General features: G+C 34.7%; 14 protein-coding genes. 7 read left to right on the forward strand and 7 right to left on the reverse strand.

Going from position 1 to position 26,669, the window contains the following annotated elements; translation table 11 throughout:
* Positions 1 to 24: 24 nt before the first annotated feature.
* From BLP44_RS00590 to BLP44_RS00600, 3 genes are read left to right on the forward strand one after another with little or no spacing between them, the layout of a single operon-like run.
* Entirely contained in the window at positions 25 to 5,124 is a 5,100-nt protein-coding gene (locus BLP44_RS00590) for an RHS repeat domain-containing protein (protein WP_091128197.1), read from the forward strand.
* 7 nt (positions 5,125 to 5,131) lie between these two features.
* Positions 5,132 to 9,508 carry an RHS repeat-associated core domain-containing protein gene (locus BLP44_RS00595; protein ID WP_091128201.1) on the forward strand — a complete coding sequence of 1,459 codons (4,377 nt, stop codon included), beginning with the start codon at positions 5,132 to 5,134 and terminating at the stop codon, positions 9,506 to 9,508.
* Entirely contained in the window at positions 9,489 to 9,929 is a 441-nt protein-coding gene (locus tag BLP44_RS00600; protein WP_091128204.1) for a hypothetical protein, read from the forward strand. Before BLP44_RS00595 ends, BLP44_RS00600 begins: the two co-directional genes overlap by 20 nt.
* 116 nt (positions 9,930 to 10,045) lie before the next feature.
* On the opposite strand, the gene gldD is transcribed toward BLP44_RS00600, so the two are convergent.
* The 4 genes from gldD to mutY are packed head-to-tail and all read right to left on the reverse strand — an operon-like array spanning position 10,046 to position 13,454.
* Positions 10,046 to 10,606 carry a gliding motility lipoprotein GldD gene (gene gldD, locus BLP44_RS00605; protein ID WP_091128208.1) on the reverse strand — a complete coding sequence of 187 codons (561 nt, stop codon included), beginning with the start codon at positions 10,604 to 10,606 and terminating at the stop codon, positions 10,046 to 10,048.
* A complete protein-coding gene (locus BLP44_RS00610; protein ID WP_091128211.1) occupies positions 10,599 to 11,903 on the reverse strand; it encodes a gliding motility-associated protein GldE in 1,305 nt (434 codons plus the stop codon). The genes gldD and BLP44_RS00610 overlap by 8 nt, the downstream gene beginning before the upstream one ends.
* Before the next feature lie 27 nt (positions 11,904 to 11,930).
* Positions 11,931 to 12,371 (reverse strand): single-stranded DNA-binding protein, encoded by a 441-nt coding sequence (locus BLP44_RS00615; RefSeq protein ID WP_008466647.1) that lies wholly within the window; start codon positions 12,369 to 12,371, stop codon positions 11,931 to 11,933.
* 36 nt (positions 12,372 to 12,407) lie between these two features.
* Positions 12,408 to 13,454 (reverse strand): A/G-specific adenine glycosylase, encoded by a 1,047-nt coding sequence (gene mutY / locus BLP44_RS00620; protein WP_091128218.1) that lies wholly within the window; start codon positions 13,452 to 13,454, stop codon positions 12,408 to 12,410.
* Between the two features lie 140 nt (positions 13,455 to 13,594).
* Here mutY and BLP44_RS00625 point away from each other — a divergent pair, with 140 nt between their 5' ends.
* From BLP44_RS00625 to BLP44_RS00640, 4 genes are all read left to right on the forward strand, one after another.
* Positions 13,595 to 13,885: an HU family DNA-binding protein gene (locus tag BLP44_RS00625; protein WP_007805026.1), complete on the forward strand. Its 291-nt coding sequence runs from the start codon at positions 13,595 to 13,597 to the stop codon at positions 13,883 to 13,885.
* A 380-nt stretch (positions 13,886 to 14,265) separates the two neighbouring features.
* Positions 14,266 to 15,810, forward strand: coding sequence for an Rne/Rng family ribonuclease (locus BLP44_RS00630; protein WP_066032867.1), 1,545 nt, complete (start codon positions 14,266 to 14,268; stop codon positions 15,808 to 15,810).
* Positions 15,811 to 15,959: 149 nt separating this feature from the next.
* On the forward strand, positions 15,960 to 16,748 hold the full coding sequence (locus tag BLP44_RS00635) for a hypothetical protein (RefSeq protein WP_091128221.1): 789 nt from the start codon (positions 15,960 to 15,962) through the stop codon (positions 16,746 to 16,748).
* 12 nt (positions 16,749 to 16,760) lie between these two features.
* Positions 16,761 to 17,522: a hypothetical protein gene (locus BLP44_RS00640; RefSeq protein ID WP_091128225.1), complete on the forward strand. Its 762-nt coding sequence runs from the start codon at positions 16,761 to 16,763 to the stop codon at positions 17,520 to 17,522.
* Positions 17,523 to 17,524: 2 nt separating this feature from the next.
* Here BLP44_RS00640 and pbpC read toward each other — a convergent pair whose 3' ends face one another.
* From pbpC to BLP44_RS00655, 3 genes are all read right to left on the reverse strand, one after another.
* Complete coding sequence (gene pbpC / locus BLP44_RS00645; protein ID WP_091128229.1) at positions 17,525 to 19,900, reverse strand: penicillin-binding protein 1C; 2,376 nt, start codon at positions 19,898 to 19,900, stop codon at positions 17,525 to 17,527.
* A gap of 260 nt (positions 19,901 to 20,160) precedes the next feature.
* Positions 20,161 to 25,851 carry an alpha-2-macroglobulin family protein gene (locus BLP44_RS00650; protein WP_091128236.1) on the reverse strand — a complete coding sequence of 1,897 codons (5,691 nt, stop codon included), beginning with the start codon at positions 25,849 to 25,851 and terminating at the stop codon, positions 20,161 to 20,163.
* Between the two features lie 176 nt (positions 25,852 to 26,027).
* The gene (locus tag BLP44_RS00655; RefSeq protein ID WP_091128240.1) at positions 26,028 to 26,660 is read right to left on the reverse strand and encodes a hypothetical protein; all 633 of its coding nucleotides are present in this window, start codon (positions 26,658 to 26,660) and stop codon (positions 26,028 to 26,030) included.
* Positions 26,661 to 26,669 lie beyond the last annotated feature (9 nt).

Consider the following 26,669-nt stretch of genomic DNA (forward strand, 5'->3'; position numbering starts at 1 on the left):
ACAATAAAAATCAACTCTGATATTATGAATAAATTAACCCAAAACTATAATTTTTTTTCATTTTTATTACTCTTTTTTATTTGTAACCTAACCACAATCCCAAATCTTTACGCACAAGGCCCGAATGCTCCCGAAGCATCTGGCTTTGAACCTGTAGATGCTACAGACATGGTAAGCTTGCTTACTGGAGACATGACTTATGTAGTCCCTTTGTTAAATGTGCCATCACCAGAAGGAGGATATCCTATTGCATTATCCTACCATGCAGGTATTGCTGTAGATCAAGAGGCTTCATGGGTAGGTTTGGGCTGGGTTTTAAACCCAGGAACCATCAATCGAAATGTTAATGGATATCCAGATGATTGGAAAGACGGTCTAGTAAGAGAATATGCTTATGATGAAGGAGGAAGTGCATCTTCATCAGCTGTTTCTATAGGATATGGGGTCCCTGGAGAATGGTCTGTGGGTGTCGGGGTTTCATGGGGATCAAACAGATCTCTTGGGGGAAGTATCAGCGCTAGTGTGGGAGGGGTTTATGGAAGTATCGGTACTGATGGCGCCTCAGTAGGGATTGGTTTTAATGATCAAATTGGAGTTAGCGCATCAGTAGGATTTAATGGATCTTTTGGTGTAGGAGTTGATATCGGAGCAAAAGGTAGTGATTCTTCTGTAAGTTTAGGAATTGGTTATGGGCAAACTGGAATCAATGGAAGTTTAGGCATTTCACAAAAAACTGGAAAAGGAATTTCCAGCGGAATAGGAATTAGTTTATCTTCTGCGGGAATGAGTATAAATAGTCGCATACAAAGTTTTGGGACAAGTGCTTCAATAGCTTTTAATAATTCGATTAAGGCAACTGACTATAATGTTTCAAATAAAGAGGTTAGTTTTGCTTTAGTCTCTCCTTATGGCTATTTTTCTTTTGGTAAAAACACAACAACCTGGGAGTTATTATCTGTTGGCAGTAATACAATTGACGGAGCCTTTTATCACTACGATCCTGATACATCATATTCAACCGATTTCTTATCAATAAATCTCAATGTTAAAGTTAATACAGTTCGCCTGAATGACACATTTGAAGTAGACACTGAAGCTATTTTTGAACAAAATTCGAAAAGCTCCTACACAAACAGTAACAATGGTATTTTCTCTAACTTAGACAATTATAATGTAACTTCACAGGGCTTAAGCGGTGCTATAGCTCCAATGATTTTAAATAATACTCGTGTAATTCCATTTACAGGAATTCGGGTAGATTCGAAAGTTAATTACGATATGTATGCTTATTATGATCATTCGAGTTTATCTAATTTAAATAAGTCAGTAACCATAAAGCCGATTCAATTCAATTTTTGCAATACTGCTAATTCTTATCTAAATGTTCTTCCTTCAAAAATATCTTATACAGAGGGGCAAGGAGTACAACTAACAAATACCCTTGCTCCTAGTCCTATCCCTAATGGATATTCATATAGCCAAGATCAAACCTTAATTTACAAAGCAAATTCTTACAATGAAACTCAAAACAGAAAACGAGATGGTCAATATATAGAATATTTTACTATTGCTGAAATTAATTCAGGAGTTGCAGCAAGTAAAGGTTTTTTAGATGTTGAAAATAATTTTCCGAGAAATTTAAACTCTATTGGATATGCCAATACAACATCAGAAAAATTTAATAGTAATTTTGACTCAGGAATTGGTGGTTTTAAAATAACTTCTATTGATGGAAAAACCTACCATTATTCTTTAGGCGTCTATCAAGCTGAACAAGTTCGAAGATTATACGGTATTGCTGGTGATAAAACCGAGGATAAGGCCCATATGGATCGTATGCATGTTAATCCTTATGCAACCCACTGGTTATTGACAGCCATTACTGGTCCAGATTATATAAAAAGCGATGTAAATAGAAAATATCCAGATGAAGGTGATTACGGGTACTGGGTTCGCTTTGATTATGGCAAATGGTCTGATGGTTATATCTGGAGAACACCATCTAAACCTGTCGATATGTTTAATAAAGTAAAAGAATACAGCTGGGGAAGAAAGCAAATTTACTATTTGGACAAAATTAAGACACGCTCGCATACTGCTCTTTTTATAAAAAACCTCCGAGAAGATAACGCAAGCAATGCAATGATTTACAAAAACATGTATCATTATCGCACCTCTTCGACCAATTATATGAATGTATCTTCGAATCCACTTCTTAAATTAGAAAAAATAATATTGTTAAAAAACGAAGTTGCCAACACTCTTAATAAAAATAGAGGTACACCTTTAACAAGCGTTAAAACTTATAATTATTCGATAGGAGCAGAAACAAAGAGCTGGTACTCTGAATCTTGGGTTGAAGTAGATTATTATCTAAGACAATATAGTGTTAATCTTAGTAGCAATGTATTTGACACGAATGATATTACAGGATTAAATCTTGAAAATAAAGCTCTTAAAGTTATTGACTTCAATCATGATTACACTTTAGCTAATGGAGCAACAAATTCTTCAACCGGTAAATTAACGTTAAAGAGCGTAAATTTCAAAGGAAAACAAGGTATTGGCATAATTCCACCTATTAAATTTGATTATGGATACAATTATAGTTATAATTTATCCAAAAAAAATGATTTTGGTTATTATGAAAATATCCCTCAGGCTTGGAGTTTAAATAAAATAACTACTCCGACTGGTGGTAATATTAATATTACTTATGAGCCAGATTCTTATGGCAAAGTTGCTATTAAAAATGGTAAAGTTTTTACGAGCAAACTTAAGTTTACATTTCTTTCGGATCCTCCAAGAGGAGCGGGTGAAGATGTAACTTCTATGCAAAATGCCCCTAAAGGAATCACTAGAATAAAAATAGAAATAGATAATCAGGATCCAACAGCTACAGGAATACGATTGGCGGATTATTTTGATGCTGCAAAACCATTTTTTATGGATATGTGGTATTCAGTAATGTACAATCATGCAAGTGCCGGTTATGACAGAGCATCGGTAAATATTGACAAAGCAAATGCAACAATAGTTGAGTTAAATTCATCTCTTAATTATATGATAGTAGATGTTATGGCTTCAAGTCCTGCTTTCAGAGATGTCTTTAAACATTCAGCAGAACCTGTTTCAGCATTATATGCTTCAAATGAATATTCAGGAGTTACTAATTCAAATTTACCACGATTTGAACTGGCATGGGATGGTAGTTCAGGACATCGACAATATTCGATGAGGCATACCGTTGTTGGAAATAAAATTACACCTAATAATAACAGCGGCATCCGTGTAAAACAAATCACAGTAAACGACAATGCTGGAAAAACATACAGCACAAATTACAATTATAACAATCCTATTACTGGAAAAACTTCAGGTATAATTCCATATTATCCTGAACCTAATTATATGGTGAATCAACAAGCACCTTATATCTCTTTGTTACCTGGACCTATCGTAACTTATGAATATGTAACGGAATCCAGTAATGATATAAAAAAGCAATATAAATTTAAAGTCCTTGAAGAAATTAGTGAATCTAATAATTTAATTTCTTTCGGTGATTTGTTACAAATAAGTTCCTCAAAAGAAAATCCATCAACAAATGTATTTTTAAAAAATGTGGCAGTAAAAAATAACTTGCAATCACTAGGCAGAATTGAAGAAATTAAAGTCTCAAATGCAAAAGATCAAATTTTACAACAATCAAAGAATAATTATGAGACTATAACAGATTATTTCTCATTGGGACAATCTCAACAATCCAATTTTTGTGGGAAGGTAATCCAAGAAAATTTCTACAATAATAATAGTGTATCAAGTACTTATAAAAATTTTTACAGTGTGAGTTCTATTACCAATATTGATACTAATCTACAAAGTACTACAACTATGCAAGGTGGGTATACTAATACAACTTATTTTGACCAATTTGACCCCCTAACCGGACAGGTTATCGAAACAAGAACTGTCTCAAGTGACGGTAAATCGTTCAAAACAAAAATTGTTCCAGCTTATTTTAAGAATGAGTATGCTGAAATGGGATCAAAAGTTGACAACCCTACCTATAAAAATATGCTAACACAGACAGCGGTTAATTATTCGTATATTAAGGACAACGGAACATGGAAAGAAACCGGTGTAGGGATTACAACCTGGAGCAATATCTGGACTTACCAAGACATGGCAGGAACTTCAGTAAATATTCCAGTCACAGCTCCTGCTGATCAAAAAATATGGAGAATACATAAAACTTATGTATGGAATGGTGTCAAAGATATCAATGGCATTTTTACCAATTATAATTCTACAACTGGAAGTAAGGACGATAACTTTGATTGGACTATTGGTGTGGGTCAGCCTTCACAATGGAAACAAGTCTCAGAAATAACCTTATATGATCATTTTTCTGCGCCACTTGAAACAAAAGATATTAATGGTAATTATGTGTCAACCAAAATGGGCGATAATAACACCAAAATAACTGCTGTTGGAAATGCCGGATATAATGAAATGTTCTTTGCGGGTGGTGAGAGTTCATTAATAGCTGGTTACGCTAATTTCATTGAACCAGAAGTGATAATGAATAATGCTTCTTTTAACACAACTTATTCTCATACTGGTAAAAAATCGATAGCAGTAGCATCAAATTCTCAATTTGGAGTAGCAATGAAAAGTGGTCAGCACAGAGCTGGCAGATATAAAGTATCTGTTTGGGTTGAAAAATCAAACGCTTCAAAAGCCAGAATAAATAATAACGGAACTATAGTAGATTTTTCAGAATCTTATCCAGCAGGAAATTGGGTCTTAAAAGTTGGTTATGTTAATGCAACTTCGGGAGTATACAGCATTTATTTAACATCAGCCGATACTTCTATAGTTTATTTTGATGACCTAATGATCCGTCCCATTTCGTCTTCTATTACTGGTTATGTTTATAACGAATGGGATGAACTAACTCATATTATTGGAAACAATGGTTTGGCAACTAGATTTGAATATGATAATGCAGGAAGATTAATAAAAACGTACTCTGAAGTACTTGATGATGCAGCAAATCAAGTCACGGGAGGTTTTAAACTATCAAAAACAAATACATACAACAATAGATATTTAAATTAATCAAGTTATGAAAAGATACTTATACATATTACTGTACATAATCGGTTTTTTTAATTTTACTATTGCCTATTCTCAAGAAACCTCAAAACCAGCCACAGCTCAACGAATCATTGAGCCCACAGACCCAGATTGTGAAGAATATGAAAAGTTCGGATGGTTTTACGACAATGACGGTGATGGAGCGGGAGATCCCAATTACTCTCAAATGGCTTGCACAAGACCGTCTGTAAAATGGGTCAGCAATAACAATGATTGCGATGATAATAACCCAAATGTAACCTATTATGTATGGTATTACGACAAAGACCATGATGGATTTGGAGACCCAAATTATCCATCATATGGTTGCAATCCACCGCCAGATTATGTTGATAATAATCTGGATTGTAATGATAATAATAAAGACATCAACCCCCATACAAAATGGTATTTAGACACTAACGGAGACGGAATTGGATCTGATTTGGACGGTTCGCCAATAATTAGTTGCACCAAACCTGCTGGAGATTATTTAAATCAAGGAAGCGACAATACTGCTCACTGGATTCATCAGATTTCATATGATACAAAGGGAAACCTAACTGGAGCTTCAAGAGCTTACTTTGATGATTTAGGAAAATCTGATGTTAGTTTATCTAAGGATTATGTAACAAACAAGATATGGGGTACAGAAACAACTTATGATGATTTTGGAAGGGTAGATAAAACTTCTTTTATTGCTCCTTCTCCACTGAATACTTTTGGAAAAACTAACTTTTTAAAAAGCAGTAGTGAAGTAGCCTCTTCTTCGTCACCACCAACTCTTTCATTAAACAATATTACAGCAAGCGGAACTTATAAAGCTTCACAGTCAATCACTGCTACAGGAACTGTAAGTTCGGGTTTAAATGTAATCCTTACTGCACCATCCATAACACTAAGCAACAGCAATAATTTTATTGTTACTGCTTCAGCAGGAAGCAGTTTTGTAGTTACAGCAGCAAATCTGCCTGATGTTTCAGCAAATCCAAGTCTGGCAAATTATTACAGTGACAATAATACAGACGAACCATATCAAGCTACGGCAACACATCCTTTTGCTCAAACGAATTATGATTCTTTAAATCCTGGAAATGTAATTAACGTTGTTGGAGGAAACAAAATAAATGGCGAATGGAAAACTGGATATGCTTATACTGTTCCTGCCGCACAAGAAATGTACTATGTATACGGATCGGACTATTATGAGGGAGCCATTTCTGGAGGAAGAGAAGAAGTCATTACAAAGTTTTATAAATCTGTAAGTGTAGATGCAAATGGCAATGAAAATGTAGCTTTTACCGATGGAGAAGGTAAATTGTTAGCGACAGCAAGATCAGGCGGTTCAACTGCTTATCCTGTAGTCTCACTTATAGGCACGCAAGGTTATATTGATGTTCATATTCCTTCAGGAATTACATCAGGAATATCTTTAATTGGAGGCGCTGGTTTATATAAAATATATGATTTAAAAACAGGTTTAATCACTTCTGGCCTAACTGGCGGAAATGCATACAGAATTGAAGCTCTTACACCTCCAGCATCAGATCCTAAAACATATATTGCTGGCGGACAGCCAACCTATGACTCTGGAGCATTAGGAATAACCTATAATGTAAACTATTATGATTATGCTGTAAATGTCTATAATAAAACTGGTCAGCTAATAAAAGTAATACAGCCAAATGGCTATAGCAGCAACACCACCATAGTAGCTAGCCCAAGCCATATGACTTCTGCAAATTTTGCAACAACTTATAAATACAATGGCTTAAACCAACTGATCGAAGTATCGAATCCAGACGAAGGAATTAGTAAATTTGCATATAGAAATGACGGACAGATACGATATTCACAAAGTGCCCTACAAACTGATTCTAAGGTTTCTTATACAGATTATGATGAGCTAGGGAGGCCAAAAGAAAGCGGTGTTATGACAGGAAACAGTGGGATTTGGTCTATTGCATCAACGAATCCTGATGGTGATTTAATTGCAGGAACACGTTCTGAACAAGTTTTTACTATTTATGATTATCCAGAAAACAATGCAACCTCTGTAGCATTACCTACAACACCAAACAACTTAACGTTAGCCGGTGTATTAGCAAACGCAGGAATAAGTAGCACCAATTATACTCAGAATAATTTATCTGGAAATGTTGCGGTTACTTTTACTAAACCAGGATCAGCCATTACTTCTATTACTTGGTACAGCTATGACTTATACGGAAGAGCAGAATGGATTGTACAATACAATGAAGGAATTGGGGCGAAAACCATTCATTACGAATATGATTACAAAGGAAACATAAAAAAAGTTTTATTTCAAAAAGATAAAGCTGCTGAATTATTTGCACATAGATATACCTATAATGTAAATGATGTATTAACCAAAGTAGAAACATCAACAGACAATACAAACTTTACAACCCATGCAGATTATAGTTATTATAAAACTGGTGAATTAAAGAGAGTAAATATTGCTCAGGGAACGCAAGGATTAGATTATGTTTATACTCTTGGAGGACAATTAAAAAGTATTAATCACCCAAGTTTAGAATCTTCTAAGGATCCAGGAGGAGATGCTAATGATGTTTTTGGTTTAACACTTGACTATTATAATGGTGATTATTTGCGTACTGGCCGAAACATTACTTCTTCTCCATCGGCAGGCTCTGATTACAACGGAAATATAAAGGCTGCACGTTGGTCAAATAAAGGTGTTCCTGGAGATTATAGTGGAAGTAGCGCTAATCAAAAAGGGTATTTGTACAATTATAACCGTAATAACTGGTTAACTGGTGCCACTTTTGGAAATACAAATTCAAGCACTGCAGCTATTAGTACAATTGCTGGTTTAGCAGAAGGAGGCCTAACTTACGATCCGAATGGAAATATTCAAAGTCTGCAAAGGACTAATGAAGCAGGAACTATTGTAGACAAGCTGACCTACAACTATACTAATTCAGGAAAAAACCAACTAAACAGTATAACCGAAAATGCAGCTGTAACAACAGATGTTAATGACATAGAAAATCAATCACCAGGAAATTATGTTTATGATGTTATTGGTCAATTAATACAAAATGTTTCGGAGAATTTATATTACTTTTACAATACACAAGGACTAGTAACAGAAGTAAAAAAAGGTGCTAATACTTTAGTGAAGTTCTTTTACAATGAAAGAGGCCAACGTGTAAAAAAAGAAAGTTATAATAGTAGCAATTCCTCTTTACAAAGTACTACTTTCTATCAGTTAGATTTATCTGGAAATACTGTAGCCGTATATAATTTACCTAATGGCGGAAGCATAACACAAGTAGAATTACCTATATACGGATTAGACCGTCTAGGAATCTACAAAAAAGCAAATGGGATTGCCAGCTATGAAATCAAAGATCATTTAGGAAACGTTAGAGCTGTTATCGAAAAAGAAAGTGGCCTTCCTGCAATTAAATCGTTTGCTGACTATTATCCTTTTGGAGAACAATTACCTTCTCGTAATGCATTGAGTAATTATCGTTATGCATTTCAAGGACAAGAATTAGATCAGGAAACAGGAATGGAAGCTTTTCAGCTGCGTCTTTGGGATGGAAGAATTGGAAGATGGCTATCAACTGATCCTTATGGGCAATATGACAGTCCATATTTAGGTATGGGCAACAATCCCATTGGGTTAATAGATTTAGATGGAGGCTTCACATCTGATTGTTGTCCAGAGCCTGTTAAACTAGATGAAGTTATTGTTTTCTCTGGAAAAGCAAAAAATTTTATAGTGAATTACAGCGAGAAATTTATTGCTTCTATTTCTGGTTTTGGTAATGCATTAGGCTCAAACATGATACTTGGTTCCGGAAGATTTAACGCTGATCGATGGAGTAATGCGAACACTAGGATAAATTACATCTATGGACAATTAGCAGGTGATATTACCTCTATGGTATGGGGAGCAGGTGAAGTAGCTATTGGTGGAGTCATGGCTGCTGGCGGAGCTGTTTTAGTACCTGTTTCAGGTGGACTGTCTCTTGCAGGATCCGCTGCAGGAGTTGGGATAATAACGCACGGTTCCTCCGTTATAGTATTAGGCGGAATTAATACTGCTAAAGATATTAATGATATTAATGATCATTTTGCTAAAACAGGGCATTCACCTGGAGGAAAAGGAGGAGGAAATTTAGACAGTAAATATACTGGAAAAACAGCTAACGAAATAATTACACAATATCGAAAGGGTTCTGTAAGAGAGGTTTTTCCCGAGGAATTATTAGAATCAACATGGGAAGAAATTAAAGCTGGCGCCGCGGCTGGCAAGAAAAACTATCAAACTGCAAAAAAACTATTAACTGATGGAAGATTTAGCAAATAAAACATTATATAAAATAATGTGGGCCAATAAAGAAGAAATAATATGGAATATGAGAGATGAAAAATCAGTCCCATTAGACAATATACTGTATAAATATTTAGAAAAATTCATAGATTACAGGATATGGCAAAAAGAGTTTCATAAAGAATATTTAAAATGGCTGGCTGGTGAAAACGAAAATATATATGACGTCAATTTTAGCCTAAACTCTCAGATCATCGATATTCTTCCAAAACTCAATGAAAAACTTAACTCACAAAATATTTATGTCTTCTATTGGTTTGATATTGACAGATCAGTTGATGAAAATTTTAATTGGGAATTTTGTCCCATGACAAATGAATTATTGACAAATCTAAATATCAAAAATAATAATTCGCTCATATGTAAAAAATGCTATCTAACTTTTCCAAAACAATAAATTAAATACTAATTTCTTGATATAAAAAAAGCATTGCAACTTATATTTCTTAAAATATAAAATGATTAAAATCAATTTCTGTATTATACACAAAAAAGAGGTCAATGACCTCTTTTTTATTTCCACTTCAACGTTTCCATCAAACGCTGCATATCGTTTTTAACATAACTCGCAGCAGGCATAATCGAATCAAAGTTTGGTTTTGCGTAAAAGTACATTGAACCGATTAAAAAGTGTTTTGTACTGTCAGTCACATAAAACTGAGAATTTGTCGCTGCATTTCCGTCTACTTGATAAAACATTCCGTAAACCTTTTTCTGTGGGTTTAAATATGGCTGTTCCAGAATATCGTCGGCTTTAATAACGTGCTCGTAAGTCAGTTTTTGGGCATCTCGCAGTAATTTGTCAATATTGCCATTTACTGGCTTGTACGTCAAATAAATGGTCGCTTTCATCTTTGGATAGGTAATGGCGAAACCGCATTCTTTTTCCCCTTTTATAATAGCATCTTCATTCATTTGAAAAGTAAACGGACAAGTGTTTTCAAAATTCACATATTTTGCTTCTGGATAATCTAATCGCAGATAACTCGCTGGTTTAGGCAGAACATCATTTTTACAGCTTATAACCGTTAGCGCAAGCAAAATTGCTGTTATTGAAAGTATTTTATTAAGCATTTTTATTTATGGTTACTTTTATTTGTTTTACACGCTTTTTGTCTACTGTTTCTACGGTGAAAATACAGTTTTCAAAAGGCACTTTTTGATCTTTTTTCGGAAAATTACCCAAAATCTCCAGAATAAATCCTGCCAATGTTTCGGCTTCTCCCTTATGAGCCTCAAAAACATCTTCATCAACATCTACAATTCTGTAGAAATCTTTCAAGTTTATTTTTCCTTCAAAAAGAAAATTATTTTCATCAATTTGCGAGAAGTTCAGATTTTCATCATCAAATTCATCACTAATATCACCTACAATTTCCTCGATAACATCTTCTAAAGAAACCAATCCGGAAGTTCCGCCATATTCATCAACCACAATTGCCAAATGGCTTTTTAAACTCTGAAAATCCTTCAATAGATTATCCAGTTTTTTATTCTCGGGAACAAAGAACGCTTCTCTGATCAAAGAAGTCCAATCAAATTCTTCTTTATCAATATGAGGCAATAAATCTTTTACGAAAAGTACGCCTTCAATTTGATCGATATTATCTCGATAAACTGGAATTCTTGAAAATCCTGTTTCGATTATCTTAGGATAAATTTCTGCGAATGTTTCTGATATTTCCAATGCAAAAATATCAATTCTTGGACTCATTACCTGCTTTGTATCGGTATTTCCAAAAGAAACAATTCCTTCCAGAATTTTTTGTTCTTCTGATGAAGTCCCTTCCGAATCGGTAAGTTCCAATGCCTGAGAAAGTTGATTGACAGAAAAATTACTTTTTTGCTTTCCTAATTTGTTTTGAAAATATATCGTAACAGCACGCATAGGCAAACTGATCGGAGAAAGCACTTTATCTAAAAATGCCAGCGGATAAGCGACACGTTTGGCAAATCGAACGCTATTTCTGCTTGCATAAACCTTAGGAAGCACTTCGCCAAATAATAAAATTAAGAAAGTAACCAGAATTACTTCTAGCGTAAATTTAAAAGCTGGCGAACCTACATTGGCAAAAATATTTTGTCCTATATACGCAAATAGGATCACTACTCCGATATTGAAGAAGTTATTTGCAACCAATAAAGTTGCTAGAAGTTTTTTAGGCTTATCTAATAAATTTGAAATAATTTTTCCTTTTGCAGGATTATCGTTTAAAGAATTGTCGATATCTTGCTGTGACAAAGAAAAAAGAGCAACTTCAGCACCAGAAACGATTGCTGAAAGAAATAACAAAACAAATATTCCGACGAAACCAATAATTAAATTGGCGTCAAGATTGGTAGAAAAAAGTAAACTGGGCTCTGGGTCCAAATTGCATAAAATTAGTTAAACATCACTTTAGAAAGGCAAATCATTAATTGGAAGCCCTTCGTTAGCAGCATCAAAGTTAGTATTTTTTGCCGACTCTACATCCTGGTTTTGTTTTGTATAAGCAGTTTCTTTTTTGGTTGTCAGAAAAGTAAACTCTGTAACCTGAATTTCGGTCGTATATTTTGTCGTTCCATCTTCTGTCTGCCACTGACGAGATTTTATTCTTCCTTCAACATAAATTTTATCTCCCTTAGAAAGATATTTTTCGCAAATCTCTGCGGCTTTATTACGCACAACCAAATTATGCCATTCTGTAGAGGTAATCTTTTCATTGGTCGTTTTATTGATATACACTTCATTTGTAGCCAGCTGAAAACGTCCGATGCAGTTTCCTCCATCAAAATAATGCATCTTTACATCATCGCCTAAATGGCCAATAAGCATCACTTTATTTAATGTTCCGTTCATAGTTTTTGGTGGTATTTCTACCAAAGATACATTTTTTTAGCAATTTATTTCTTGCTTTTCTATAAAATTATATATCGCAATAGGAAAAGGAAAGGTTTTTAATTTTTGGGAATCTATTCCGTTTTCGATTTTTTCTTGCACTTTGATTTTCCAGAATTGTATATGCAGATGCTGATGTGAAAGCTTATGTACAATGGTCGATTTACTGCAATCTTCTATACTTATAATAGTATATTCTGGAAAAATTTCATCTTTTGCTTTTTTGGAAACTTCGTTAAAACCAACAATAGATTCTGTTTCCAACAACGGAAACTCATATAAATTATGCCAGATTCCTTTTTGGGTTCTTTTCTGAATTAATGTATTTCCTAAAACATCTTCCAAAATCAGATAATTAAAATATCGATTGGTCACTTTAAGCTTTTTAGATTTGACGGGAAGCATATTTACCTTTCCTTTTTGCAATGCAGCACAACTTTCGTTAAAAACGCAAACAGAACATTCAGGGCTTTTAGGCACGCATTGCAGCGCTCCAAACTCCATTATTGCCTGATTAAAAAGCGCTGGATTATCCTTTGGCATTAATTCTTGTGCCAAAGCCGCGAACTCTTTTTTAGTTGCCGGAACCGCAATATCAGATTCGATATCAAAATAACGAGCCAATACTCTAAATACGTTTCCATCAACGACAGGAACAGGTTCATTATAAGAAAAAGAAGCTATTGCCGCTGCGGTATATTCGCCTACCCCTTTAAGCTTAAGCAGTTCTTTATAAGAATCAGGGAAAATTCCATTTAAATCATTACTTATATATTGAGCCGTTTTATGAAGATTTCGAGCACGCGAATAATATCCTAAGCCTTGCCAGAGTTTCAAAACCTTCTCTTCTGGAGCATCTGCCAAATGTTTTACAGTAGGAAATTCCTTTATAAATGAGAAAAAGTAAGGCATTCCTTGCACTACTCTCGTCTGCTGAAGCATAATTTCTGAGAGCCAAATTTGGTACGGATCGACGGTTTTTCGCCATGGCAAATCGCGTTTATTCTGTAAATACCATTTTATCAATATGTTATGAAAATTCATTGCAAAATACTTAGATTGCAAAAGTAAATGTTTATGTAATTAAAATTTAACGAATTAGCTTGATTAATTATTTTTTTAATTCCTATATTTGCAAACTCAAAAAAATAGTACACCATTTATAAAATAAAATAGGAAAGAAAATGACGAAAGCAGATATCGTAGCGAAGATTTCAGAGAAACTAGGTCTTGAAAAAGGAGACGTTCAAGCAACAGTAGAAACTTTTATGGAAGAAGTTAAGACTTCTTTAGAAACTGGAGACAATGTATACTTAAGAGGTTTCGGTAGTTTTATCGTTAAAACTAGAGCTGAAAAAACTGGAAGAAACATTTCTAAAAACACTACTATTAAAATTCCAGCACACAACATTCCTGCGTTTAAACCTGCAAAAGTTTTTGTAGAAGGAGTTAAAACTAACAACGAAGCAAAATAATATTAATTAACATAAATCTGACACAATATGCCAAGTGGTAAAAAAAGAAAGAGACATAAGGTAGCTACTCACAAACGTAAGAAAAGAGCGAGAGCTAACCGCCACAAAAAGAAAAAGTAGTTTTAAACTACTTTTTTCTTTTTAAACGTTCATTGAAATTGGAGTTTGATAGTCTCAGTCACAGAATACAGTTTGCAGCTTAAACTGCTTACTGAGACTGAAAACTGGCAACTAACTCCACCGGGTTAATACCTGTTAAAATATTGTTTAATCCATCCTTACAATTCAGTTATGAGTTATGAGTCATAAGTTATGAGTTGTAAAACTTGAAACTTGAAACTTAAAACCTGAAACTAAAAGTCTGGATAAAAATTTACAGTGTGAATAAAGAATTAATCATTAGATCTAGTTCTGATGCAGTAGATTTTGCCTTATTAAAAGATGGAAAACTAATTGAATTACACAAAGAAGAAGAAAAAAGCAACTTTCAGGTTGGTGATATTTTTATTGCCAAAATCAGAAAACCAGTTGCGGGACTTAATGCTGCTTTTGTGAATGTAGGTTTCGAAAAAGATGCCTTTTTACATTATCATGATTTGGGTCCAAATCTAGCTTCTCAGCTGAAATTCATAAAACTTGTAAGCGCAGGTAAATTAAAAGATTTCTCCCTAAAAACCTTTCAGTTTGAGAAAGAGATTGACAAAGATGGCATCATTACTGATATTTTAAGTGCCAATCAATCTGTCTTAGTTCAAGTAGTTAAAGAACCTATATCAACCAAAGGCCCAAGAATAAGTGCTGAGCTTTCTCTTGCCGGAAGATTTATCGTTCTAGTTCCTTTTTCTGATCGTGTTTCTATTTCTCAAAAAATAGAAGACAAAAAAGAAAAGGATCGTCTAAAAAAACTTGTTCTATCGATCAAACCTAAAGGATTTGGTGTTATTGTTCGTACAGTAGCCGAAGGCAAAAACGTAGCCGAATTAGAAAAAGATTTGCAGAACCTGCTTGGCAGATGGTCTGCAATGTGTAAAAAATTACCAACTGCTCATCATCCATCAAAAGTATTAGGAGAGCTTAACAGAGCTTCTTCGATATTAAGAGATGTATTTAACGATACCTTCAGTGGTATTCAAATAGATGATGAAGAGTTGTACCACCAAACGAAGGAATATCTGCAAGAAATTGCACCTTCAAAACAATCGATTGTTAAGTTTTATCAATCAAATGATACTCCGATTTTTGAGAAATACAATATAGAGAGACAAATCAAAACTTCATTTGGCCGAACTGTTTCCATGAGCAAAGGTGCTTATCTTATTATTGAACACACCGAAGCTCTTCACGTTATTGACGTAAACAGCGGAAACCGTTCTAATAAAGCGACCAACCAAGAAGACACAGCCATGGAAGTGAATATGATTGCCGCAGCAGAAATCGCTAGACAGCTTCGTCTGCGTGATATGGGCGGAATAATCGTAGTTGATTTTATCGATATGTCTAATCCTGAAAACAGGAAAGTTTTGTTCGACTTCTTGCGAGAAGAAATGAGCGACGATAAAGCAAAACATAAAATATTACCGCCGAGCAAATTTGGTTTGGTCCAAATTACAAGACAGCGAGTAAGACCAGAAGTGAATATCAAAACCAGAGAGGAAGATCCTAACAAACATAATGGTGAAATTGAAGCTCCAATTTTAATCATTGATAAGATCACCGCTGATTTAGAAAGACTTTTAAAAACCCACAACAAGGTTGTGCTTAATACACATCCGTTTGTGGCTGCATACCTCAGCAAAGGTTTTCCATCATTACGTTCAAAATGGTTTTTTGAACATAAGAAATGGGTGAAAATCATACCTCGTGACGCTTACACGTACTTAGAATACCATTTCTATGACAAAAAAGGAAATGTTATTACAGAATAAAAACATCAAACCGTCCCGACGCATCGGGACGGTTTTTTTTATGCTTTTTCGGATCTCATTTTTATGTCCTATAATGGCATATAAAAAACTTCTATCAGCCATCTAATTATATACCATACATTATGTTTGTCATATTTTAATTGATTTATATGACAGCTACTACATGTCTTTTTTCGTTAGCCAAAACAAAAAACATCCATTACCTGGTTATTCTTTTTTTGTTTTCATCCAAACTATCGGCACAAAATGACACTATTTATTTTAATTCGGAATGGAAAACTACTGTAAAAGATTCTGCTATTTATTACCGATTGAAACCTGTTAAAATAAAAACAAGAAAAGCCATTGGACGAAAAATACCATATATAGATTCTCTTTATGTTATTAAAGATTATTATGTAAAAAATAATGCATTGCAATTTGAAGGTTACACAAAAGATGTGGAGGGAAACGATAATGTCGGAAAAGCAAAATGGTTTAAGGAAGACGGCACTGTTCTTTACTCAAGAGATTTCAATAAACCTGCTCCAGGAACATTTAGAGTGCCCAGTCCGCCAATCACTTACATAAATTATAGCATCACTGACAAAAGTCTTCTAACTGCAGGTTATGAATTTTGCTTAGACTGCAAAACCAACAATAAACTATTTTTAGGTATTGGATATGGTGTTACAAATAGTTACAATGGGCAATATTATAGTTTACCCGATCTGCATTTATCACAAAACATTTCCATATTATTTGCAAAAATTGGAACCACCCACAAAAATGGCTATATAATGGGCGGACTATCACTAATGAATTTCATAGATTTAGGGTTTGGATATTCCTTACCGTATAATTCAGATAAAGCTCCGGCTTTTGAAGGATTTACGATGAGTCTAAATTTAAGATTTACAAGAAATAGAAGAGCTTACAGCCAATTTATAGGCTACTAAATAATTTAAAAAATGAAAACCTGCATCACTATAATCTTCTTAATGTTACTTGCTCCATTGTCAGCTCAAAATGACACAATCTTTTTTGATAAAAACTGGAAAACAAGCAACAGGGAAATAGCTTTTTATTACCGAATTAAACCTTTAAAAGTAAAAACAAAAGATGCTATAGGTTATAAAATCAAAAACATCGATTCTCTTTTTATTATTAAGGATTATTATCTAATCAATAATCAATTGCAATTTCAAGGCTATTCAAGTGATTATAAAGCGGAACAATTATTTGGCAGAGCGGAATGGTTTAACAAGGATGGAAAAATGATTGATGCCAACAATTCCAATTACAAGAAAAGCAATACTAATTCAAAATTTAAAATTCCAGAATGGCCAATTCTATATTTGAATTATTCAATTGCTGATAAAAGTCTTCTCACAGGAGGTTTAGAATTTTGCCTAACTCAAAGCAAAAATAAACTCTTTTTGGGCGCAGGATATGGAATTACAAACAGCTATAATGGCAAATATTATGGACTTCCCGATATTCATTTATCATACAATACAGACTATCTTCTATTTGTAAAAGCAGGCAGTTCCTCTAAAAATGCTTATGCAGTAGGTGGTTTAACTGTATTTAATATGATAGATTTAGGTTTAGGATATTCGTTTGCATACAACAAAGAAAAGATTCCAACTTATGAAGGATTTACTGCTTCAATCTCGTTTCGAATTTCTAAAAACAAAAACGTGTACACGAAACTCAACATCATACAATAAACCTATTCCCTCACAATTTCAATTTTTCTTCTGATTTCATTTCCGCTGGCATCCACAACTGTAATATAATGTGTTCCCGTTGTTGGCGTAATGGGTAATTCATGAAACGTTTTGGTAGTAGCTTTATAAACATCATCAACATACCAAAACAATTCTTTGTCTCTTTCGGAATAAGCCACTTTTAAAATCACGGGCTGGACATTACTATTGAAATCTTTTGTCAAATAGATTTTACTATTCGCCTTTGGATAAATAAAATCCATTGTAGTAGTTTGCGTTCCTTCGCATCCTTCTTTGAATGGCGGTAAAGGCAAATATTCGATATGCTGGCTTTTGTAATACCATGCCATAACAGGAGGCAATACAAACCAGTTTTTAGTTACAATATTATCGATACTCTCGCAACTGCTGTTTACCTGAAACTGCTCTGTTTTGTCTAAATGAATTGTTCTGTGATAAGGACAAACTTTAGTCGATTTTCCTTTTTTAGTAACCCATTGCTTAATTTTCGGGCAATTATCCTTTGCCAGATAGCCACTTAAACGGCAAACCTCAACTTCGGCCAAATCATTATAAGGCGTATCAAACCATCTTTGTCTTGGCAGCAAATTAAAAACATCGAATAAAATTGGAGCCGCACTGGTTACTCCCGTCAAAGTTGGCCTTCCCTCACCTGTCGCATTCCCAACCCAAATTCCGACCACATATCTGGAATTGGTTCCAATTGCCCAAGCATCTCGGTTTCCGAAACTGGTTCCCGTTTTCCATGCAATTTTAAGCGAACTGTCGTAAAACTTCCAAGCTTCGTCTCCTTCGGGCCTGTTGACTTCTTCCATTGCGTTGTACGTCAACCAAATTGATCCTGCGCCCAAAATATTCTTCTGATCAGTTTCTGAGCCAAAATCAGGCTTAAAATCGTTTTTATAGTTGAGTTCTGTAAATTCGTTAGTTCTGTATTTCGCTTGATGCTTTGTGTAATAATTTAACGTTGAAGATAAATTGGCGTATGTTCGGCATAAATCCCATAAGTTACTTTCGGCACCTCCTAAAATTAGCGACAAACCATAATGATCAGGCGTTTTATTAATATTCTTTAATTTAAACTTTTGAAGCTCTTCGTAAAATTTATTTACAGTAAATTCCTGAAGCATTAAAACTGCGGGAATATTTAACGAACGGGACAAAGCACGATGTGCAGGCACAGCTCCGTCAAACGTTAAATTAAAATTCTGAGGCGTATATCCCGAAATCTGCGTTGGAATATCCGCCACTAAAGTATTCGGCAACAATTCGCCATCATCAAGCATAGCACCGTACAAAAGTGGTTTCAAAATACTTCCTGTACTTCTTGGCGCATCAATAATATCAACATCTTTTTGATGGTCTTTATCCGTTGGAGAATTTCCAACATAGCTCATTACATTTCTATTCTGCACATCAATTACCAAAATGGCCAGATTATGAACTTCATTTTGTTTGTACTGATTATAATAATATCGTGCAATTTGATTAACACGATTTTGCAAAGCATAATCAATTGTAGTTTTTACCCTTGTTCCTTCTTCATCTTTTGCCACTCTCTGCAATAAATGAGGCGCAATTTGAGGAAGATCATACGGTTTTTGAGGCAAAGGTTCTTCTATCGAAAGTTCATACGTCTGCTTGTCGATTATGCCTTCCTGATGAAGTTTTAGCAGAAGCCGGTTTCGTTTGTTTAATAATTTTATCTGATTCTTTCCTGGATAAATTAAACTTGGCGCATTGGGTAAAACGGCTAAAACTGCATTTTCCGCCCAAGATAACTGATTGGATTGTACGCCAAAATAACGCCACGAGGCCATTTCCAGTCCAACAACATTTCCTCCAAATGGCGCATGCGCTGCATACATTTCAAGAATTTCATTTTTAGAATAACCTAGTTCTAATCTCGTTGCGAGAATAATTTCTATTATTTTTTCAAAATACGTTCTGTTTTTTCCTTTTCGGGATAATCGAATAACTTGTTGTGTTAAAGTACTTCCTCCTCTGACAACTTTTCCTGCTTTTCTATTTTGCTTAAAAGCATTGATCATTGCCCCAGGATTGAAACCAGGATGTTTATAGAAATATTCGTCTTCAAAATAAACGATACATTTCTTGAATTTATCTGGAACGCTATCTTGTGCTGGAAAACGCCATTGTCCGTCTCGGGCAATTTTAGCCCCTAAAAGTTCTCCTTCTTTGCTTTCTATTACGGTTGAATAGGGTTCTTTGAATAAAGTTCGGGGTATCGAAAAATAGTAAATCAGCAAGAGCAGAAATGCAATTGCCGATTTTAATTTGTTTTTTTTAATCCAGTTTATAATGCGCTGGAGGAATGCTTTTAATTTATTTTTCAATACTTATTTTTTTTCACCGCAAAGGCGCAAAGATTTACGCAATCCCGATAGTTATCGGGGCGCAAAGTTTTTCTCTCGCAAATTCGGCAGATTGAGCAGAATTTATTTTATCTGCTTGATCTGCAAAATCTGCGGGAGACTTTTTTTTCTCAAAGCTCGCAAAGTTTTTTTGCCACAGATTACGCGGATTAAAAGGATTTTTTTATTCACCACGAATTTAAATTATGACAAATTAATTCGTGAATTCGTGGCTAACAACTTTATTTCACCACCTCAACCCAGAATCCTTTTGTTCTCGCTAAGAACGTATTATCATACATTGCTTCGCATTGCAATCCAGGCAAGTAATAATATCCTAAATACGATGCGTTTAACAGAATTCTGAACACTTTAGTTTCTCTCGCTTTCATTCCGAAATAGAAATTCGTTCTATCATCGCGAATGTCGATGTAATCTGCAATATTATTTACAGCGTCTCCATAATCTGTGAAGCGAGTATTTACAATTTCGAATCCTGATGGCAGAATTTGCGATAACGCCACGTTTTGAACACTTTCTCCTCTTTGGTTTTTAATCGTAACCTCAGCAATAAACTCCGTTCCTTGATTAATTCTTGAAACATTGATCACGCTTCCTTTTCTATTTTTGAAAACAATAGAAGCTGTAACATCGCTTTGCACTGCATTTTCTTGTCCTATCGGCAATATTCCAGTATTCAATACACGAACATAAACTGTATTAGCTTTATTGTTTTTCAAAGTAATACTGTTTGTGCCAGAAGCAACAGACAAACTTCGGTCTGCAACCGATTTACCTGTATTTATCGTCTCTCCTTTTCCGTTTTTACTAAACTGAATATTGATTCCTTTTGGACCGTTACTCACAGCAAATTTTGACATTGCATATAAACAATAAGCCGTTGTCTGGGTGCTCATCCATTGGTTAGCTGACATTTCTTTGGCAAGTTTCGTTGCCGTTACAAATGCTTTTTGTTTCTGGTCTAATAAAAGCATGGTTTCTAAAGCCATCGCTCTGTTTCTCTCGCTTGAGCCGTAATAGTAGTAGTAGCTGTATCCATCTGAACTTCCGTCAATACTCGTTTTCAAGAACAAACTTTGTCCAGCTGATTTCTGACCTGCTAAAACATAAGCTGCTGCTAAACGAAGCATACTTTCGTTCGAAATGCCTTTTGTCTCTCGAAGTCTATTCATTGACGATAAATCGGCATTTCCTGCTAAAGCCAAAGTATATAGACGATATGCTTGCGCTAAGTCATTTCCGTATTTCGGTTCAAAACGCCATTGTTTTGCTTCTTTCTGCTGATAACCTAACCATTTTGATTTGAAATTAATTGGCAATACATATCCTTTTTTCTCAGCTTCAATCAAGAAATGTCCTGCATAAGAAGTTCCCCAATCGTCTGCAATTGTATTTCCTTGCCAGTAAGGCATTCCGCCATTTGATAATTGGAAATTACCCAATCTCGCAATTCCAGCAGCAATATTTTTCTGAATCAGATCTTTGCGTTTCGCATCAATATCAGCCACATCACCCAAATACAATTGTGGGAAAACTGACGAAGTAGTCTGTTCTACACAGCCATGAGGATACTGAATTAAGAACTGTAATCTTCCGTTCAGATTCATAGATGGCATAGACGAAACTTCTAATCTTGCCTTATTACTTCCTGCAATTCCGAAAGTTTTCCATGAAATTGTTTTAGTGCTATTTGGCGTTAAAACAACATCTGTAAAAGTACTCGTAACTGGATTTGGATTGGTCATATCGATTTCAACATCATAAACTGATTTCTCACTTCCAGATGTTGCGATTACCTGAACTTTTGCAATTCCGGTTGCAGAACCGACAACTAAATTGAAATACGCCATTTTTTCATCGGGCTGTGCAAAATTTAGTTTTTGAATTGCACTTCCTGCTACTTTCAATCCGTTGCTTGTTTTTACCTGAATCGTTACGTTTTTAATTTTATTTTCAGTTGCAAAAACCGTTACTGGCAATGTCACTTTTTCTGATGGTGAAATTTTTCTTGGCAATGAAGCTAAAACCATCAACGGACTCTTAACCTGCGTTGCTTTTTCAACGCTTCCGTAAGCGCTTGTAGCAGCATCTCCCGCCACAACCATTGTTCGAACTGAACCAATATATTTTGGCAATTTTAACTGATGTGATTTTGTTTCGCCTTTTCCTAATTTGAATGGCCCGTAATACAGCACTACAGGTTTAAAACGGTTGGCTTTTTTAGCTTTTCCGCCTCCTAAATCCTGATCACCACCAATACTGAAAATTTGGTTTATTTTTCCGCCGTAAGCACCAATTACATCATCGTAAACGTCCCAAGTTTTTACTCCTAAAGCTTCGCGAACATAGAAGCTATCCCACGCATTTGGTGTTTTAAAACGAGTTAAATCCAAAAGACCTTCATCTACAACAGCAATTGTATAGGTCATTTCTTTACCTGATTTCTCGCCCACTTTTACTGTAAATGGCTGTTCTGGTCTTAATACATCTGGCATATTTAGAGTTGGTGCCAAAATCGTGTTTTTATCTACCACTTCGATTGGTACAATCCCATACATACGAATTGGCGAATCGTTTTTGGTTGAAGCGTGTGGCTGTAATAATGTGATATTAAAATATACATTCGGCGCCATCGCTCCTGTAATTGGAACCTCAACTTTAGTTTCTCCTTTTTTAGTCTCAGCCCAAATAGTCTGCACTACTCTTGAACCGTTTTCTACAGAAATTAAAGCACGTCCGCCTTCACTTGAAGGGAACGAAATCTGTGCTTTTTCTCCAACGGCATAATTCTTTTTATCTGTAGAAAAAACCAACATATTCGCTGTAGAAGCGTCTCTGTTGCGTGTTTTTCCAGACCAGATTGGCCAATCGATATTTACCGTTAAAGAAGTTGCATGTCCGCTTTCTCCGTCTTCAATACGAATTAAGTAACGCCCCCATTCCTCATCTGTTAAAGCAAACTGGAAACTTCCTTTTCCGCTTGAATCTGTATTGATTACAAAGGTTTTGTATGAAGTTGTAGCATTTGACGAATTATAATTGGACAAATTATCGCTTGAAGAATCCCACCACCATCTCCAGTCTACTTTATAAACTCTTACTTCAAGATTACGAACTGATTTTGGTCTTCCGTTTTCATCAACTGTAACTACATCAAAACGATTGTTTGCTCGCGTTTCAAGCATGCTGTACTTGTTCAGTTCTGGCGTTTTAAGTCCAACATAAGTTTTGTACGGAGAATAAGTTGTTGACATCACATCTGTACTAAAATCTCCTCCTTCTTCATACACTTTTGTAATGAATGAAGCGCGAAGCATTCCCGGTGCCTGACCTTGTAATCTTGGCTGAATGTTTACAGATGCTTTTCCGTTTTCATTTAATTTTCCTGAGAAAATATTAATTTCTTCTGTGCTGAATTGACGTGCTAAATCATCAAAAGTATATTTTTCATAACCTTTAAAAGTAGTTGCCTGCTGAGAGAATTTCGCCTGTATTTCTACATTTAAATTCTTTGCAATTGCGCCGTGAAGCCAGGTCACTTCAAGATTATCCATGTTTGGGTAAGAAGCCGAAAGTGTTTTTCTGCTAAAGGTATTTTTAATTTTTAAACGATTTGGTTTGATCGTTTCAATCTTAATACTCTTATAGAATTTAGCTCCACCAACGCTCACCATCGCTTCCCAGTTTCCTGTTGGCGCATCCTGATTTGTTGGCACTATAAAAGCGTAATGGTTTAAATCGTTTGTTTTTTGAACGGTCTGATAAACTGTTTTACCATTCGGATCGTTTAATCTGAATTTAATCGGATGTGATTTAGGCAATTTATTTGCAGCATCATTCAAAATAAATGACAAATACAAATTATCTCCAGGACGCCAAACGCCTCTTTCTCCGTAAATAAACCCTTTCAGCCCTTTTTGTAAAGTTTCACCCGCAACATCAAAATTGCTGACAGATAATGAAAGTCCGTCATCCAATTTCACATAAGTCGATTGATCGCCTAAAGTTACAATAGCAAAATAAGCGAATTTGTCCAATTGGAAAGATGCAATACCTTCACTGCTTGTTGCTTCTGTTGCTATTTTTTGCTGTTGGAAATTATACAAATCAACTCTAGCATTTGACACCGGCTCTGTTGTAACGATATTGTTTACAGCAAATATATACGATTTATTTTCGCCTCTTTTTGCAATAACTCCTAAATCTGAAGCTAAAATATTAGTTGCAATTCTTGCATTGTAATAGTAAGAGCCTGTACAAGGATCTTGGCTTTCTCTCCAATCGTAATCGTCATAATAGTAATAATCGTCGTAAGAGTTTCCGCTGTAATTCACGTCGTTTTCATCTACTTCTTCCTCCTCCGCTTCGTCGTCATTTCCTTCTGATGTTTCGCATTTATAAAGCGAATATTTCTTTTTATAAACAAATTCAACTCTGTAAATTGCGCCTGGTTCTGGCTTGATAATTTTAGATAAATCTAAGGCATATGTATTCCATTTAGAGAGATTTACGAGCGTGCTTTCCCTTAAATTCAGCGTAGTTTTGGCAATTGGCTGCGCTACTTTTTTAAGGTTTTGTCCGCCGTTTAATTCGTTGTATTGAAGAAACTGCAGAATATTATTTTTGTAAATCTTATACACTTTTACATCAACAGCGCTTAAGTTTACAGCTTCGAAATTTAATTTTAAATTGTTTGAACTTGGCAGAATCGTTCCATTTTTTACAAAACGAACATTTGGTTTGATCTGATCAAAAGAGATTTTCTCACTATAATTGTTTTCCAGTTTTTTACCGTACTGGCTTTCTATTCCCTGAAAAACTTCCAACAATAATTCACCCGTTACAACTTGTTTTGGCTCTTCGTCTGGCACATATTCAACTACTTCTTCTGCAACTGTGGCAGCTGAATCTACAGCAACTGCGGCTGAATCAACCACAACAGCAGCCGAATCTACAGCGACGGGAGCTGGCTCTTCTGCAACTACTGCTACGGGTTCTTCTTTTTTAGGCGCATTTTGATTCGTAAAATATACTTTAAGTAAATTTCCTTGTGTAGAAAATTTCAGATTATTAGTGTTTTGAATCGAAACCAATCCAGCAAAATCCTGTCCTTTTTCTAAAGGTTCTGAGAAATTAATTAAAACCTGCTGATTGTTTCCGTCTGGAACTTCAACTTTTATAACTTTAAATTCATTGATGCTTGTAATCGGGAAATCAATTTGTCCTTTCTGATCAATATCGAAATCACTTCCATCATAAATAATTTCCAAGTTTGAAGCTTCTGTTTGACGCTGAATACTATCAATTATAAAACGGAATTCTTTTGCCGGACCAGATACTTTCTCAAATTTAATTTTAAGATTATTTCCATTGTGTTTGGCTTCAACCAGTTTTTGAGCGGTTTCCAAATCAATATTATCAGCTGTTTTTAAAGCGCAGTTTAAATATTGATATTCTTTGCTGTACGACTGAATATCGCCTGTATTAATGGTAAAATCCTGTTTTACTGTTTTGACTGTAAAATTGAATTTCGAAAGTTCCTTTTCTTTCTCTTTTGGAATGGCAGTCAGTTTATCTAAGTTTAAAGTAACCTGATATTCTGTTCCCATTTTTAGTTTTTTCTCTGGAATAAAAGCCAAAGTATTTGTTGAAAGTGCAATCACTTTTCCGCTTACACTGGGCGAAATATCAAACAAATCGCTGTCTAATTCCTGATTAGGTTTCCAATCGTTTTTATCGAAAGCCAAAACCACACGGATATCAGAATCTGCAGAAACGATACCGCCAGTAAAACTAGTAATGTAATCTTTGAATAACGAAAAATCAGAATTGAAATCTGCAGCTGATTTGCGTCCACAGGATTCAAATATAAAAACCACTAAAAATACGAGAAATAGTCTTTTTGCCTTCACTTTTATTGAGAGTTAAATGGTTAACAAATTCAAAATTTGATAGATTTTACTGCTATAAGATGCAACAGAAAAATACAAATTAAATCACGATAAAAGTAAATTATTTCTTGATTTATTTAAGAAGAAAATTCTCTAATAATGATTATTTAACTTTTGTTGAAGTTTTATCATGGCTCTCAAAGCTCAGAACCTAATTTTGACAACACTTTATCCATCTCAAGAAAGTGTTCTTCGGTCTTTGAGGAATAATGCATTTGATTGCCGTTTATGACAACAATTACATCATCTGAATAATTTCCATAGAATTTTATTCCTTCAACCCATTGCCTGAAAAAGACTCCTTTATTTGAAAAATTCTGAGTAATGAAATCTAATTCATTTGGTTCGATTTCATAAAATGTATCACAAGTAAAATCTAATGCGAAACTTGCTTGTAAATAAGCCATTGCAGTGAAAAAATCTGTCAAAGTTTCTGTTTCCAGACTCCATTCTTTTTCATCATAACTCATGTAAACTGGAGGATTAGATTTTGACAAATCCTCTTTATAAATTCCCCAAACGCATGCCTTTTGATTTTCAGAATAAAATATCAAATAATCATCGTTTTTATAATATTGAAAACGTTCTGGAACAATCAACAAATCCTGTGTATGATTTAAGTTTTGAATTTTACCTAATTCAGCATAATAATCAACAAAAACGTTAGGAAGCTGTCCGAAGATATCTTTTACAATTTGAATTTCATCGTTTGTAAAACCATTTGGCTCTGCAATATGAAATAGCTTTTTTATTACTGAAAAATCTGTCATGTTATTTAG

Source organism: Flavobacterium anhuiense (assembly GCF_900101855.1).
GTDB classification, from domain to species: Bacteria; Bacteroidota; Bacteroidia; order Flavobacteriales; family Flavobacteriaceae; genus Flavobacterium; species Flavobacterium anhuiense.

Coding starts and splice junctions, on each gene's coding strand:
- BLP44_RS00590 (WP_091128197.1), top strand. CDS start 25: ATGAATAAATTAACCCAAAACTATAATTTTTTTTCATTTTTATTACTC.
- BLP44_RS00655 (WP_091128240.1), bottom strand. CDS start 26,660: ATGACAGATTTTTCAGTAATAAAAAAGCTATTTCATATTGCAGAGCCA.
- BLP44_RS00615 (WP_008466647.1), bottom strand. CDS start 12,371: ATGAACGGAACATTAAATAAAGTGATGCTTATTGGCCATTTAGGCGAT.
- BLP44_RS00640 (WP_091128225.1), top strand. CDS start 16,761: ATGAAAACCTGCATCACTATAATCTTCTTAATGTTACTTGCTCCATTG.
- gldD (WP_091128208.1), bottom strand. CDS start 10,606: ATGCTTAATAAAATACTTTCAATAACAGCAATTTTGCTTGCGCTAACG.
- BLP44_RS00595 (WP_091128201.1), top strand. CDS start 5,132: ATGAAAAGATACTTATACATATTACTGTACATAATCGGTTTTTTTAAT.
- mutY (WP_091128218.1), bottom strand. CDS start 13,454: ATGAATTTTCATAACATATTGATAAAATGGTATTTACAGAATAAACGC.
- BLP44_RS00635 (WP_091128221.1), top strand. CDS start 15,960: ATGACAGCTACTACATGTCTTTTTTCGTTAGCCAAAACAAAAAACATC.
- BLP44_RS00600 (WP_091128204.1), top strand. CDS start 9,489: ATGGAAGATTTAGCAAATAAAACATTATATAAAATAATGTGGGCCAAT.
- BLP44_RS00625 (WP_007805026.1), top strand. CDS start 13,595: ATGACGAAAGCAGATATCGTAGCGAAGATTTCAGAGAAACTAGGTCTT.